We start from the raw sequence: 13,406 nt of genomic DNA, 5'->3' as shown, positions 1-13,406 counted from the left end.
GTGTTGCATACTGTTATTGCGCAAGGGGGACGTTGATCAGATCAACGACTTGCTGTAAGAGATGGAAGACTAATTCAGAAAGGTGCTGTTCTTCAGGAAGATGGGAGGGGAGGCGTCACCGGCCTGGTGCTCCAGGTTCGCATGCTGAACGGTTGCGGTGACGGGTGTTGCCTGGTCGAGGATACCGGTGGCGACTGTGCTGAGATCGGCTTTAATCCTGGAAAAAGGGTTGGGCGAACGGGTGTTTACCGTGTGCTGGTCGGTGCAGCAAGAGCAGTTGAGCCCGACATCGCAGTCTGTATCGCTGTCGGTATCACCAGCTTGATGCCCGTGGTCGCTGGCATGGGATTTTGGCTCCGGGTCATGATTATGAGTCGTAGATGAGACCGGCTGAGACAGATCACAATGGGCTGCAGAAACCCCCGTGGGAAGGCTGACAGCCGCAAGTAGCAGAAATCCTGCAAGGATGGCGATCGCGCGATATGTACGTGGGTGTCTTCGCATATGTTCTCAGTATTCAAAATTGACAAACTGAAGATATTGAAAAATATTGTGCGGATGCAATCACTTCTGCAACTTCCCGAAATTCCACACATCTTACTGTTAATTTCATTAATCATGATCTCCGAAAAACCTGCTGTTTTGTTGGGAGGTAGCTTGCCACCGGCGGAACGATTACGGGAAATAATTTATTACTACATGTTACTACAAGTAAAATGGGTAAACACTAACCGGAAAACCTAAAATCAATACAGGAGCCATAATGAGCTATCACATGTCAAAAACCCTGGATACCAGTTTTGAAGATGCGATCGAAAAAGTAACCGCGCAGTTAAAAGAGGAGGGATTTGGGGTACTGACAGAAATTGATGTCAAGGAAACCCTGAAGAAAAAGCTGGATGTAGATTTTAAAAAGTATAAAATATTGGGCGCCTGCAATCCCCAGATGGCCCACAAGGCGCTGCAGTTTGAAGACAAGATCGGTACGATGCTGCCGTGTAATGTGATTGTCGAGGAGCACGAAGACGGGTCGGTCGAGGTCTCTGCCGTGGATCCGACCGCCTCAATGCAGGCGATCGATAATGTAAAACTTGCCGATGTGGCCACCCAGGTCAGGGAGATGCTTAATCGCGTGATCCAGGCGCTGTAGCCGGATCAAGGCAACGCTTTTGGGGAGCTGCAGGAGAATGAAATGTACCACCCATTCAGGCCGATGTTTCCGGCAGCATCTTTTTTTGATTTATTTCGTCAAGAATGCGTTCTGTCATTTCACTTTGGAAGGGAAATTCGTACCGGATATCCAGCACATAGGCTTTGACCCGCAGCTTCAGGACAAAATTCCTTTCGTGGATTTCGTTTTGGGCGATCACCACCACCGGCTTTTTCAGGTAGGCGTAGCGTGAGGATATCGCCGCTTTGTAGGCTATCCTTTTGGCTTGGTCTATGTCGATGCGGGCGGGCAGGTAGATCTCGGCCACCACCTGGCAGTCGAGGGCGCCGGTGTTGGCGTTGGATATCGCTTTGCTGGAAATATCCCCGTTGGGCAGGCTGATCACCGAATCGTCGGGTGTGACGATGCGCGTGGAGCGAAGCCCGATCTGTAGAACTTCGCCATAAAAGTCGCCGACCGAAATTTTGTCGCCGACCTGGAATGGACGATCCAGGATGATGATAAAGCCTCCAAAAATATTTTTCAGGATATCCTGGGAAGCCAGGCCGACGGCAATTCCGATGGAGGCGGTCAACGTAATCACCGTTTCGACCGGGGGATCGATAATACCGCCGATGATTATGTAAAGTGAAAACGACCAGATAAAGAGGCGGATAATGGGCACCGACCGCTTGATCGCCATCCGGTAGCTGGTAGCTTTCTCAGAGAGATTGTCGACCACCTGTATTAAAAACTTGTTCAGGAAATAGGTGATGGCGAGAATCAGGATGATCAGGAAAATGACACTCAAAGAGATCAGGTTCTGCAGCTGGGAAACAATTTCCTCCGGCTTCTGCCCGGGCGTATCCGATGGTGTTGAACCGGAACCTGCTGATACGGTATCTACGACGACGGTATCGATTGCGGCGGTGTCGACAACTGCCGCGGTGGTATCCGCAGGTCCATTCTGGGCCAAAAGGGCCACGGGCCGAACTGACAATATGCATATGCTGCTGAAAAACAGGATTAGAAACGGGCGTACGGTGTTCATAGGAAATCCTCCGGGAAAATAAAGTGTCAGTAAAGGTGAATGATATTTCGCTGTTTCAGTACGTTGACTACCTGCCGGTACATCAGCTGGTTAAGCGAGTAGTTCGGCCCGGACTGGTTCAGCAGGCCGCGCGATTTGAGACGCGATAGCATCAGTTTGCTTTCCTGTTCGTTAAAAAGCAGCACCCTGGAAAGTTGTTGCGGGGTGAGCGTGTCATGAAGAACCATTGCCGCAAGGGTAAACAGGATGTCCGGAGTCAAATCCTCCACCAGCTCGAGCGAGGTTACCTCCAGCGGCCTGATATAAAAATGGGTGTCGTTAAAATCCCGAATAGACCGGATCCAAAAGATCATTGCGATCGAGGCGTTGCCCTCGGCCAGTTTGGAAAGCTTGTCAAAATATTGATCTTCCAGGTACTGCTGGGCCTCCTGCTCACGATCCAGCAGCTTGCGGTAGGCCCTGTTTTTCTGTTGAGTTTCATCCGCTTCAAAAACCAGGTCGTACCCGCTGGCTTCGTGTCGTTTTAGAATAACCGATTTGATCTGCTCCCTGGATAGATCGTCACTGCGGATAACATGAGAAAAATAGTCGGCGACCGAGCTGGTTTTTTGCAGAAAATGCCAGGCGTATGAAGAACAGGTGACAATCCAGAAAATCGAATCCTTGGTTTCAGTTATGATATAGAGCAGGGTTTCCAGGGCCTCATAACCATTGAGGCTGCGCAGGTACAGGTTTTGAAGCGCTTCCACTACCACGATGTTGCGCTTAGTTCTCCGGTTGAGGGCGGCAATGATTCCTTCCGCCGAGTCCGTTTTTTTCAGGTCTAGCTGCTCGCACAGCAGGGTGATGCAATGCTCCCTGGTCCAGATCGTTTTGCTGATGGTAATATGTGACCGGTGTGTTTCAGCTAGCACGTCGTTCAGGGCCATATTGAGATAGGCCGTTTTACCACTTCCTCTTTCCCCGACTATCGCAATGGAGGCCGGCAGATCTTTTGTCCAGCTTTCGTAGGCTTTTCCCAGGTTCAGGAAGTTGCCGTTCGGCAGCACATAAAACCGCTGGTCGGTGCTGGCGTCAAAATTGAAAAGACGACGGTAGATATAGGGCAGCTCTTCTACGCGGGCATCGGTTTTGGAGAGATAGTTGGCGATATCGGCTTTTTTTTCTTCCGGAGGGCTCTCTTCCCCGAAGCCGAGAAAACGGTTCAGCGTGCGGGCCTTTTTTTTGGTTTTGCTGCGCCCCAGGCGGCCGAGGATTGAAACTGAATCCTGCAGGCGGGCCCAGCGCGCGCTCAGGATGGTTCTCCAGTTGTCCGCCGTCTCCTTTACCCGGTAGGTCGCATCCAGGATCTGTAGGTCGCCGGGCTCCCCGGTGTGCAGTAGATTCAGCAATTGATCGGTCGAAGAGTACCCATTTTCCTGGATCAGGCTGAGCAGCTTTTGATGGGTCTCCCGGGCCGCTGATGCCGATTGCTCCAGCTTGTGTTCGCTCCGTTCGAGTCCTTCCCGTGCAATCGATATTGGATTTTCTTCCCCGCTGTTGTCCAGTAGCTCCAGTGCGGAATTCAGGTTCACATCGATCACTTCGCGGATTTCGATCACCTCATTCAGCTGCAGGCGCAGGAACTCTTCATATCGCTGTTGAGGGGGCATCAGGGGCGTCAAAAGCTGTTTTTTCAAGACGCGTATCACCATCTGCCGCCAGTTGATCTGCTCGCTGTCCAGGGTGGGAGGATTCTTATCCAGATCAAGATCGTGAACGAAGCTCACATTATCCGGGATCTCTCCAGACTCCGACAATACCTTGTCTGAAAAGTCCTGGACAATCTGGTCCAGGGATCCTTTTTCAAGCGACTCGTTGATGCCTTCCTGAAGAGTGTCTGCCTGCCGGGTCAGGTTCTTCAGGGCTGTTTCCAGGATTGCTTTTTGGGCAGAGGTTTTATCTTTTGCCTCCACCTTCTCCAGTTCATTTTGTTCATGTTCCAGCTGCTGCCCGAGCTCTTGGATCGGGGTAAACAGGGAATCCTCAAAATACCTGTTGAGCCGGGTTTTGAGCTCCTGGACATGATTGTACAGGGCGCTGCGGAATTGCCAGAAACCGGCAACAACGCCGGTTCGGTCGAGCAGGGATTCGTGGGCCTCTTTCCACTGCTTACTGAAGTCAGCAAGATGGTCGGAGGCGCGGTTTTTTGTACGGTCGATCCGCGCCCGGCTGTAGAAGGAGGCCCGTTTTTCGAGGGTTCCGGCCCGCTCGAAATGGTGAACCAGCATCTCCTGCATTGCGCGGCTGTCTTCCTCCAGGTCTTCTGCCAAAGATGATTTCTGCTCATCGATCTGCTTGTGCAGCTGCTCAACCAGTTCCGCCATCGCTTTTGCGCTGTGAGCCGCCTGCAGGGGATCAAAATCATCCGCAAGAAAATCCTGCAGCTTTATTACAATTTTGACCAGCAGCCGCTCATCTTCGTTGATCCACCATTTGGGCAGCTCATTCCGGGAAAACAGGTGGTACTCAATCACTTTTCTAACCGGAATTTTCTGGGTCCACTGATGGGCTTCTTTGGGGGCTTTGTCGGAGTTGCGGCGGAGGAAATTGATCCCGCTTTTGATCATGATGTCGATCGAGCGGATCATGTTTTTCAGGGATTTCGCTGCCTTCAGGAAAAGGGAGTCGTTTTCCAGCGGCCGGAATCGGTCGATATGCTGATTTATGACGGCGGAGTCCTGCAGGCTGCCGGCCAGCTGGTACACCGCCACGGGATAGATATCCGCAATATGGTGCTCGTCATCAGTATTGAGCTGTGCGCGCAGCGATTCCAGCACATCGTGAACGGCGCCGAGGAGGACAGAAGGATCGTTTTCGTCGCTTTCCCGGAGGGTGTCAAGCGGTTGCAGCGCTGAATGGAACGATTCAAGCCGCTGCTCCCGGCTCTCCCTGATGAGCTCGATAAACTCTTTTTCAATCTTTTCTTCAAGCGACTCCCGCAGTACGTAAATACTTGTAGTTGTATCCATCGTGGCATGCTCTACCTAAAGTTCTATCTAAATGTGTTGAAAAACTGCATGAAATGTAACCTCTTTTTGCAAAAGCGCTACCCGGTTTTATAGGAACAGAGGGTTTTTGGAATTCCTCAATTCCTCGTTCTGAAGGAGTTGTACTCCCGTTAAAGGTCACCAGGGTCGGTAGTACAACTACCTCCCAACAAAATGGGAGGTTCTGCAAAGGCCCCTGCACAGTATATCCAAAAATAGGGAGATACGGTAAAGAGGGCGCAAAAATCAGGAGATCTTTTTAGCAGGCTCCTAGCCTGGATTTATCACCAAGAAATTTGTTCTTCAGCAAGGCAAAGGGAAATGGCCGCGCAGACGTACCGTTGTACGTTGAGCAGGTGATTTGCCCTTTAACGCAGCTGAAGGGGGAATCTCGCAGCGTTTTACACCCCGTCAAATAAAAAGGTCGGTAAAAAATGAGGTAAGATACTGCCTGCCATCAGGTCACATGATTTTTACATACATGATCGTGAGAAATACGGGCTAGCCTGGATCTTTATTCAAGAGCCGGGAGGAGTTCAATAGAATTCCTACATCGGGCAGCGACTGGGCGGCGGCAGCGATGATGGGCGGCAGTAAACCGAAGGCCGCCAGCGACAGGCCGGCGATATTGTACAGCGTGGTAAAACCGAAGTTACCCTTGATGATCCGCATGGTTTTGTGAGCGGTGCGGAACAGGTGGGAGATCAGCAGCCAGTCGTCACGCATCAGGGTGATGTGGGAGGTCTCCCTCGCGATGTCCGTGCCGCTGACACCCATCGCGATCGCCACATCCGACTGTGCGAGGGCCGGCGCGTCGTTGATACCGTCGCCGACCATGACGACCGTATGACCCGCTTCCTGGTATTTTTGTACGATCCGAATCTTGTCTTCCGGGAGCAGTTCCGCCTGGAACTCAATGCCCAGCTTGTCCGCCAGAAGTTCGGCCGACTGGTGATGATCCCCGGTGAGGAGCTCGATTTTTGCAATCCCCAGTGCCCGAATCTGTTGCAGGGCCTGGGCGACCTCTTTCCGCTCGGCGTCTTTGGCTGCGAGCAATCCGACAAGCTCTTCATCCCGACAGACGGCCATCACTGTTTTGCCGGCTTCCTTCAAGGGCGTAACTACTGCTTCGTGGGATTGAAGCTGTTCTTCGGTCGGTTTGGCAACTGAAACGGTCTGCTCGTTGATCCGGGCCTTGACGCCGCTTCCCGTGATCGATTCAAACGATTCCGGTTCCGGGATGGAAAGGTGCCGCCCGCGTGCAGCCTTTACGACGGCCTCAGCCAGCGGGTGTTCCGAAAAGAGTTCGGCTGCAGCTGCATTAATAAGCAGGTCTCCTTTCGAGGTGCCGTTGAGGGGAATGACATCGGTAATTTCCGGCCGACCGAAGGTAAGGGTCCCGGTTTTGTCGAGCAGCAGCACGTCGGCCCTGGAGAGCAGCTCGATATATTTTCCCCCTTTAATCAGCAGCCCGTTGCGGGCGCTGGAGCCGATGGAGGCGAGCAGGGCAACAGGCGTAGCCAGGGCAAAAGCGCAGGAGCAGGCGACCACCATCACGGCCACCGTCGACATAACATCGCCGCTGAGCAGCCAGGTCAACAGGGCAATGGTAGCGACCACCGGCAGGTAGTACGTGGAGAAACGGTCGGCAAACTGCTGGATATCGCCCTTGCGGGATTCTGCCTCCTCCACCATCCGGATGATCCGCCCAAAGGTAGAGTCTTTCCCCACGGCCGTAGCCTTGACCAGCAGCCGGCCCCCGCGAGCAATAGTAGAGGCGTAGACGCTGGAGCCGGCGTTCACATCCTCCGGCATCGATTCTCCCGTAATGGACGATTGATCGATGGCGGCCGTCCCCTCGATAACTTCACCGTCGACGGGAATCTGTCCTCCGGGACGTACAAGCACCGTTTCGCCCGTTGAAACCTCATCAACCGGGATATCCTGTTCTTCCCCGTCACGGATGACCGTGGCCACCTGCGGGGCCAGCTCCGTGAGAGAGCGGACCGAATCGCGCGCTTTTTCGGTGGTATAGCCCTCGATAAAGTCCCCGGTCCGCATAAAAAATACGACGATGCCGGCCGTCACCCATTCACCGGCCAGTAGCGCCGCTACGGCGCCGAGGGCCATCAGAGCGTGGGCGATCACCTGGCCTTTGAGTGCCGCCTGCACCACTTTTTTGAAGACGGGATACCCCATAAGCAGCACAAGCAGGGTGCCAAGCCAGAACGGGATAAACGATGTAATCGACTGGAAAAGCCCGAGCCACTCCCCGGCCACCACGACAAAAAGTACCCCCCCGAAGACGATGCCAAACAGCCGCATCGTCTTTTGGGCTATTGCCTCGGTTTCCTGTCGGTCCATATCAGTATCGTCGGGAACGCGGTAACCGATATCCTCGACAGCCTGTTTGAGCTTGTCCCGGTCCGGGGGACCGTTTTCATATTCGATGATCGCTCGTTCTGCCGATAACAGCACCTCGGCCGATGTTACCCCGGGCTGACTCTTCAGTACGTTCTGAACGCTGCGGGCACACCCGGAGCAGTCCATGCCTTTGACGGTGATTTCCAGTTTTTTGCTCATCTATGTTGTATTCAACAAAATTGGTTTATGTTACTATGAGAGGTCTGTATAAAACCGTTGTTTTGTCCATTTTCAGGGGTTGACCCTGGATTCCCGGATTTTCAAAGCCTTCTGCTATTTATTTACAGCAATCGCCATTCTGAACCGGCGGGCAGGAGACGGAACCGTAGGAACAGAACACGCAGCAGTCTCCCTCCCTGGGTTTGACCCGTTCTCCGCAGCCCGGGCAGCTCCAAAAATAAACACAGGCCTCCTCCGGCATCGTTTCTGTGGATCGGTGTCCGCATTTGGGACAGGTGATGTCTGATTCTAATACTATTTTTTTGTCACTCATCGCAGTTGTTGCCCGGTTTCATTTTCGCCTTCCAGGGCTCTCAAGATAACGCAATCTTCGGTCTTTCCCTCTCCCTTGCAGGAATCGATCAACTCCCGGAGTACGGTACGGATACGCTTGAGGTCCTCTATCTTTTGCCGGACATCCTTCAGTTTGGCTTCGGTCTTTCGCTGCACTTCTTCACAGGAGTCGGGATGGTCGATCCGCAGTGCCAGCAGCTCCTTGATCTCTGAGAGCGTAAATCCCAGCTCCTGGGCACGCTTTATAAATTTAATCTGATCGATATGCTTCTGGGTAAAGATCCGGTAGCCTGAGCGCCGCCGGTCAGGTTCGTCAATCAGCTCACGACGTTCATAGTAGCGCACGGTCTCCCTGTTTACGTCGGCGCGTCGCGCGACTTCACCAATTTTGTATGTTTGTGATGTAGACTTCTCCATATATTCAGCCTTATAAGACCGCTACGGGGAGACCCCGTAACGGTTGATGTTACGTATTTTTCTTTGTCATGGTTTTTCCGCAACAGCAGGTTGGATTCTGCCGGCCCCGGCATGTTTGGGGCGCTCCCTTGGTTACGGTCAGTTCACAACCACAATTATCATCGGGACATACATAGACTTCGCCTTTTTTAAATGGCATAACCTGGTCCTCCGTTTAATTTATGAATACAACTCATCCTTAATATAAGGGTTGTACCATGGTACAGAGTCAAGTAAAATCTTGAAGAGAGTTTTGCAAACTCTCAATTTCTTGTTCTGAGGGAGTTGTACTCCCGTTTAAGGTCAATACGGTCGGTGGTACAACCACTTCCCAACAAAATATCAGGTTCTGAAAGATCCCTTGAACAGGTTACGGTACGGCCTCTGTTCCTGTCCGTATGTCGGGATACAGGGACGGGGCTTATTCCGGTCGGGGGCGGAGGGTGAGCTCTCTTGTCAAAATAAAATCCCCAAACTCGGATCCATCGCCATTGGCCGCATTGACGGCCAGGTGGATATAAACGTCATCCTGCTGCCGGGGAGCAATCCACTTCAGCTGCCAAGTGGTTGATATGTCGCCGGTAATGGCGGTGCCTTCCGGGGAGTGCTGCAGGTACTGGAGGCTGTCCGGCGCCGATTCGGTAAACTGCGTGCGGTCCGACTGCGGACTCAACATGCCTGCCTGCCGGCCGTCCGGAAATCGAGCAGAAAGCTGAAATCCGGCTTTTGCCAGGTCTGGGCGCTCCACGTGTATGCGTATCATGTAGGATCGTCCACGCTGGTACTCGCGCGGGAACCCCTCGACCCGGAGCAGGCCCTCGTCGTGATTCAGGGGATAATCAAAATGGCAGCTGTGGCAGGTATCCTCTCCAAATCCACCGGTAAATGTGCCTGTAAGATGTTCCGGGTAATGATAGGTTGTGTGAGATGTTCCAGTATTGGATTGGTTGGGCTGCAGTAATAAACCGGCCACCAATGTTATGACCGGCAAGAGAGTAATTCTGGTGATATGCATAATAGTGGAGACAACGGGATATGGAACACAGAACTGCCAAATATCAGGTCCGGGTCCGGGAATTAGGATATTCGGTGTTCTGTGTCCGGTGTTCTGCGGTTTTACTGGATTTGGGCCCTGCCAAGATAGTTTGTATCGGTGCCAAACCAGATGGCATTGGTCGGCTCGTGAAATACCATGTGCCGTACCGTTCCGCCACCGCTTTCGATGGGCGTTGAGTTGACAAATTCCCGGGTTTTCGTATCAAATCCAACAAACATGTTGGGACTTACGCCGGTTTCCACGACCCAGAGTCGATCCTGGTCATCTACGGTCACGGCATAGGGACGGGAGCTTTCGCCAGACGGCAGCGGCCATTCCTGGAACGATTCATCTTCAGGATTATAGCGGCCGATATATCCCCGGGAGTAGTCGCCGTACCAGATCATCCCGTCGGAGGTCTGGGCCAGCCGGCGGGGACGCGTATTTTCGTTGGGCAGCTCAATTTCTGTGAGTTCGCGGGTGTCGGGATCGACTGTCGCCAGCTTGTTGGTACCGAACAGGGCGATCCAGGGCCGTTCCATATCCTGGTCCATGATGATGCCGTAGGGACGCGCCCGCGGGGTGGGTACGGGAATGATGGTCGGCTCACCCGTTTCGATATCGAAAAATCCGACCGAATTGGCGCCCTGCGAGGTAAACCAGATATCGCCGTTTTTATTGAATGTCATGGTGTGCGGATCCCGGGCACTGTTATCCTCCGGCATCATGAATTTGGTGATCTCTCCCGTTTCGGGATTCACTTTGCCGATATGGTTGGCCCGGTTCCCGGCGTACCAGGGGGTCCCGTTGTTGTCCACGACCACGGTATGGGGACCCGCCCCATCCTCCAGGTCTATTTTGCGGAACTCTTCGGTTTCGGGATTAAATTCGGCTACGTAGTGCGAGCGCTGGCCCACAAACCAGATGTCGCCATCGGGAGCAACAGAGGGATCGCGGGGACGACTCTCTTCCCACGGTACCAGCCACTCGTCGATCTGCACATCGACGGGCGGGGCTACTTCAGAATCAGCAAATGCGAAGACAAACAATACTGCTAAGGGTGCCATGGATGCGATTATTTTTTTCATAGCTGTAACATTGGATGAGGAGGTTGGTTAAGTTAAAAGCTACATAAATCCAGCAATTATAAATAGTAGGGGATAAAACTGAAGGAATTTTGAGTTTAGGGCCGCAGATTGGTACAGGGAGTAATGGTTCGTTCTTGTCGCAAGTGTTGGGGGGCAGTTGCACTGCCGACTTAAACAAGCACAAAAAATAGAAGATGGATTCGGTCGACAGTACACCTGTCTCCCAGCGAGAGTGGATTGAGTCGACAGCTCAACTGTATGTAACATAAATCTGTGGAGATCTGCGGTTAATTTTTCAGGATCGATTCATCCAGCATGTCATTCTCTCGGAATACAAAATAGTTGGAGAACCAGATCCCAAAATACACCGAAAGTACAGTCCCGGAAAAGATGGCCAGCATGATCATAATCTGGTATTTGATCGCCGTCATCGGTGAGCTGCCACTTAGAATTTGTCCCGTCATCATGCCGGGCAGCGATACGAGGCCGATGGTCGCCATGGTGGCCAGTGTGGGATTGGCGGAGCGCTTGAGGGCCCGCTGGAAGAATGGAAACAGCGCTTCATGCCGGGTGGCTCCGCAGGCCAGGTAAAACTGGTAGCGCTCTTTCTGCTCCTTCAGGCTGTAGTAGAAATCGTTGATGCCGATGACGTTACTGCGAAGACAGTTGCCGAGTACCATGCCGGTGACCGGGATCGTATACTGGGCCGCCAGGAATGTTGGGAGTTGAATCACCAGTTCAAGGAAAAACAGGTCGATCAGGATAATACCAAAAAACGTGGCTCCGAAGATCGGCAGAACCAGTTTCCAGGTTCGGTTGAGCTCGCTGCGATCGATCGTGGCAAAATCGGCTACGCCCACCATCACCAGTATCCAGGCCATGTTGATCCAGGCGTTGTCCAGTTCAAAAAGAAACTCCAGGTAGTATCCCACGAAAAGCAGCTGCAGGGTCATCCGCACGGTGGCGACAGCCAGTTTTCTGTTGAGCCCGGTGTTATATCGCCATAAGATAAACGCCGGAATTACCAGGATCAGAAAGCCAATGGCCAGTTGCCACCAGCCGAGTTCAATTATCTCCATTAAGCAGGATCAATGTTTCTGATTATTTTTTAATCTCATCTTTCAGAGTCGTGTCGAATCCATCCCCATTGGACTTTGCCGCCTAATATGACAGACCCATTCGATCTGTCTTCATGTGGCAACAATTCCACAATTCCACAATTCTATAATTCTATAATTTCATCACACAGCTCCAGCCAAAACGGGTCATGTGTCGTGGAAATAACCGTTTTATTGGGATCAGAAAGAAGCAGATTCGCGGCTTTTTGTTTGGAGGACCGGTCGAGTGCCGAGGTCGGTTCGTCGAGCAGCAGCAGGGGGCGGTCCAGCAGGTGGCAAAGAGCCAGTCCCACGCGCTGCCGCTGACCTGTGGAGAGATCGCGCAGTGGTTTTTCCAACAGGCCCGGTGAGAGCGAGAGCTCTTCAAGTATTAACCGTACCTGGTCCGTTTCCGGCATCCTGTTCCTGTTGTGAACAAATTCGAACGGTCGTTGTAATATCTGTTTTACCGTTCCGTCGCCTATATTCAGATCTTGTGGAAGCCAGGCGGTGGCTCTGCGAATTTCAGTATAGTTATTCTCTGAGATCGCGGTCCCATTAAATCGAATTTCACCGGAAACAGGTTGCTCAAAGCCCAAAAGCAGGCGGAGCAGGGTGGTTTTGCCGGTTCCCGAATCAGATTTTATGGCGATCTTCTCACCCTTTCCTACGGATAGTGAGAAATCGTGAAAGAGCAGGTCGTCCTCTCCATTGTATCCAAACGCAATCCGGTTAAAGGTGACGATCGACATTTTTCAGGTAATTCTACTTGACCGGTATCACATATCTGACATCCGGAGGTGCGGTTTCCTATGGGCCGGAACGATCTACGGAATTGATAACGCGGCCTTCGCTCACAAATGAAATACCCTGCTGTTGCGAGGTGCTGATCATGACCGCCTCGATGACAGGTTCGTTGACGGGCCGCATCGCTTCCCAAAGCACCAGGAAGTTTGCCCCAACGCCGCCCCGAAGGTCCTCTTCCTCAACAACAAAAGAGATCGAGGAAAGGGCGGGAACTTTGCGGGGTTCATCCAGGTACCGGTGGACCAGCCCTCCCTGGGAGTCATAATAATATACTTTTTTGAGGATGACAGGCTCCTGGAGATCGGTATTGCGGATGCTGAGCGTGGTCGTCAGGTTAAATGTTTTTTGTTGGTTCATCTGGTAGATGTGGGAATACACCGGTACATAAACATTCGCGCCATCGACTGCATCGCTGCTAAAATTTACAAATGATTCCGCTGCGAAATGCTGATCAGAAGAGGAGTCGGGATTCAGGCTCGTCTCGCTCGTTGAAGGGGAGTCCTCCGATGCGCTACAGCCCAGAAATATCAAAAACATCGCAGTGCCGATAATACTGGTAGTGAGTGATCGCAGGTTGTTGTTCTTCATGAGATGGCCAGCAAAGTTTGGGATCGTGTGAAATTGTAATAACGAAATAGAGGTGATCGCAATCAAGTGAACAGGTCAGATATCCGGGTTAGCCTTGCACGTTGCTGGTATATTGTGACTTTGCGTCCGTCTGAGGATGCACTGGTTAAAACGTTGGTAAAAAAAAC

12 protein-coding genes are annotated in these 13,406 nt (G+C 52.3%); 1 reads left to right on the top strand and 11 read right to left on the bottom strand.

Going from position 1 to position 13,406, the window contains the following annotated elements; genetic code table 11:
• Positions 1-69: 69 nt before the first annotated feature.
• Positions 70-504 carry a hypothetical protein gene (locus ACG2F4_RS12695; RefSeq protein ID WP_395261248.1) on the bottom strand — a complete coding sequence of 145 codons (435 nt, stop codon included), beginning with the start codon at positions 502-504 and terminating at the stop codon, positions 70-72.
• Positions 505-763: 259 nt separating this feature from the next.
• Between ACG2F4_RS12695 and ACG2F4_RS12690 the strand changes: the two genes are divergently transcribed.
• A complete protein-coding gene (locus tag ACG2F4_RS12690) occupies positions 764-1,150 on the top strand; it encodes a DUF302 domain-containing protein (RefSeq protein ID WP_395261247.1) in 387 nt (128 codons plus the stop codon).
• A gap of 55 nt (positions 1,151-1,205) precedes the next feature.
• On the opposite strand, the gene ACG2F4_RS12685 is transcribed toward ACG2F4_RS12690, so the two are convergent.
• The 10 genes from ACG2F4_RS12685 to ACG2F4_RS12640 form a co-directional block, all read right to left on the bottom strand.
• Positions 1,206-2,201 (bottom strand): mechanosensitive ion channel family protein, encoded by a 996-nt coding sequence (locus ACG2F4_RS12685; protein WP_395261246.1) that lies wholly within the window; start codon positions 2,199-2,201, stop codon positions 1,206-1,208.
• A gap of 26 nt (positions 2,202-2,227) precedes the next feature.
• Positions 2,228-5,212 carry a hypothetical protein gene (locus tag ACG2F4_RS12680; protein WP_395261245.1) on the bottom strand — a complete coding sequence of 995 codons (2,985 nt, stop codon included), beginning with the start codon at positions 5,210-5,212 and terminating at the stop codon, positions 2,228-2,230.
• Positions 5,213-5,731: 519 nt separating this feature from the next.
• A complete protein-coding gene (locus tag ACG2F4_RS12675; RefSeq protein WP_395261244.1) occupies positions 5,732-7,813 on the bottom strand; it encodes a heavy metal translocating P-type ATPase in 2,082 nt (693 codons plus the stop codon).
• A 118-nt stretch (positions 7,814-7,931) separates the two neighbouring features.
• A complete protein-coding gene (locus ACG2F4_RS12670) occupies positions 7,932-8,147 on the bottom strand; it encodes a GDCCVxC domain-containing (seleno)protein (protein WP_395261243.1) in 216 nt (71 codons plus the stop codon).
• Positions 8,144-8,584, bottom strand: coding sequence for a MerR family transcriptional regulator (locus ACG2F4_RS12665; protein ID WP_395261242.1), 441 nt, complete (start codon positions 8,582-8,584; stop codon positions 8,144-8,146). The genes ACG2F4_RS12670 and ACG2F4_RS12665 overlap by 4 nt, the downstream gene beginning before the upstream one ends.
• Positions 8,585-9,044: 460 nt before the next feature.
• Positions 9,045-9,638: a choice-of-anchor V domain-containing protein gene (locus tag ACG2F4_RS12660; protein WP_395261241.1), complete on the bottom strand. Its 594-nt coding sequence runs from the start codon at positions 9,636-9,638 to the stop codon at positions 9,045-9,047.
• A gap of 101 nt (positions 9,639-9,739) precedes the next feature.
• On the bottom strand, positions 9,740-10,726 hold the full coding sequence (locus tag ACG2F4_RS12655; RefSeq protein ID WP_395261240.1) for a lyase: 987 nt from the start codon (positions 10,724-10,726) through the stop codon (positions 9,740-9,742).
• A gap of 308 nt (positions 10,727-11,034) precedes the next feature.
• A complete protein-coding gene (locus ACG2F4_RS12650; RefSeq protein ID WP_395261239.1) occupies positions 11,035-11,826 on the bottom strand; it encodes an ABC transporter permease in 792 nt (263 codons plus the stop codon).
• A 143-nt stretch (positions 11,827-11,969) separates the two neighbouring features.
• Positions 11,970-12,596 carry an ATP-binding cassette domain-containing protein gene (locus ACG2F4_RS12645; RefSeq protein WP_395261238.1) on the bottom strand — a complete coding sequence of 209 codons (627 nt, stop codon included), beginning with the start codon at positions 12,594-12,596 and terminating at the stop codon, positions 11,970-11,972.
• 58 nt (positions 12,597-12,654) lie between these two features.
• Complete coding sequence (locus tag ACG2F4_RS12640; protein ID WP_395261236.1) at positions 12,655-13,239, bottom strand: DUF3124 domain-containing protein; 585 nt, start codon at positions 13,237-13,239, stop codon at positions 12,655-12,657.
• Between the last annotated feature and the right edge of the window lie 167 nt (positions 13,240-13,406).

The organism is Halalkalibaculum sp. DA3122 (genome assembly GCF_043951865.1).
GTDB lineage: Bacteria > Bacteroidota > Rhodothermia > Balneolales > Balneolaceae > JAMQKA01.
This window is presented reverse-complemented; position numbering and strand designations above follow the sequence as displayed.

Coding starts and splice junctions, on each gene's coding strand:
- ACG2F4_RS12695 (WP_395261248.1), bottom strand. CDS start 504: ATGCGAAGACACCCACGTACATATCGCGCGATCGCCATCCTTGCAGGA.
- ACG2F4_RS12690 (WP_395261247.1), top strand. CDS start 764: ATGAGCTATCACATGTCAAAAACCCTGGATACCAGTTTTGAAGATGCG.
- ACG2F4_RS12685 (WP_395261246.1), bottom strand. CDS start 2,201: ATGAACACCGTACGCCCGTTTCTAATCCTGTTTTTCAGCAGCATATGC.
- ACG2F4_RS12680 (WP_395261245.1), bottom strand. CDS start 5,212: ATGGATACAACTACAAGTATTTACGTACTGCGGGAGTCGCTTGAAGAA.
- ACG2F4_RS12675 (WP_395261244.1), bottom strand. CDS start 7,813: ATGAGCAAAAAACTGGAAATCACCGTCAAAGGCATGGACTGCTCCGGG.
- ACG2F4_RS12670 (WP_395261243.1), bottom strand. CDS start 8,147: ATGAGTGACAAAAAAATAGTATTAGAATCAGACATCACCTGTCCCAAA.
- ACG2F4_RS12665 (WP_395261242.1), bottom strand. CDS start 8,584: ATGGAGAAGTCTACATCACAAACATACAAAATTGGTGAAGTCGCGCGA.
- ACG2F4_RS12660 (WP_395261241.1), bottom strand. CDS start 9,638: ATGCATATCACCAGAATTACTCTCTTGCCGGTCATAACATTGGTGGCC.
- ACG2F4_RS12655 (WP_395261240.1), bottom strand. CDS start 10,726: ATGGCACCCTTAGCAGTATTGTTTGTCTTCGCATTTGCTGATTCTGAA.
- ACG2F4_RS12650 (WP_395261239.1), bottom strand. CDS start 11,826: ATGGAGATAATTGAACTCGGCTGGTGGCAACTGGCCATTGGCTTTCTG.
- ACG2F4_RS12645 (WP_395261238.1), bottom strand. CDS start 12,596: ATGTCGATCGTCACCTTTAACCGGATTGCGTTTGGATACAATGGAGAG.
- ACG2F4_RS12640 (WP_395261236.1), bottom strand. CDS start 13,239: ATGAAGAACAACAACCTGCGATCACTCACTACCAGTATTATCGGCACT.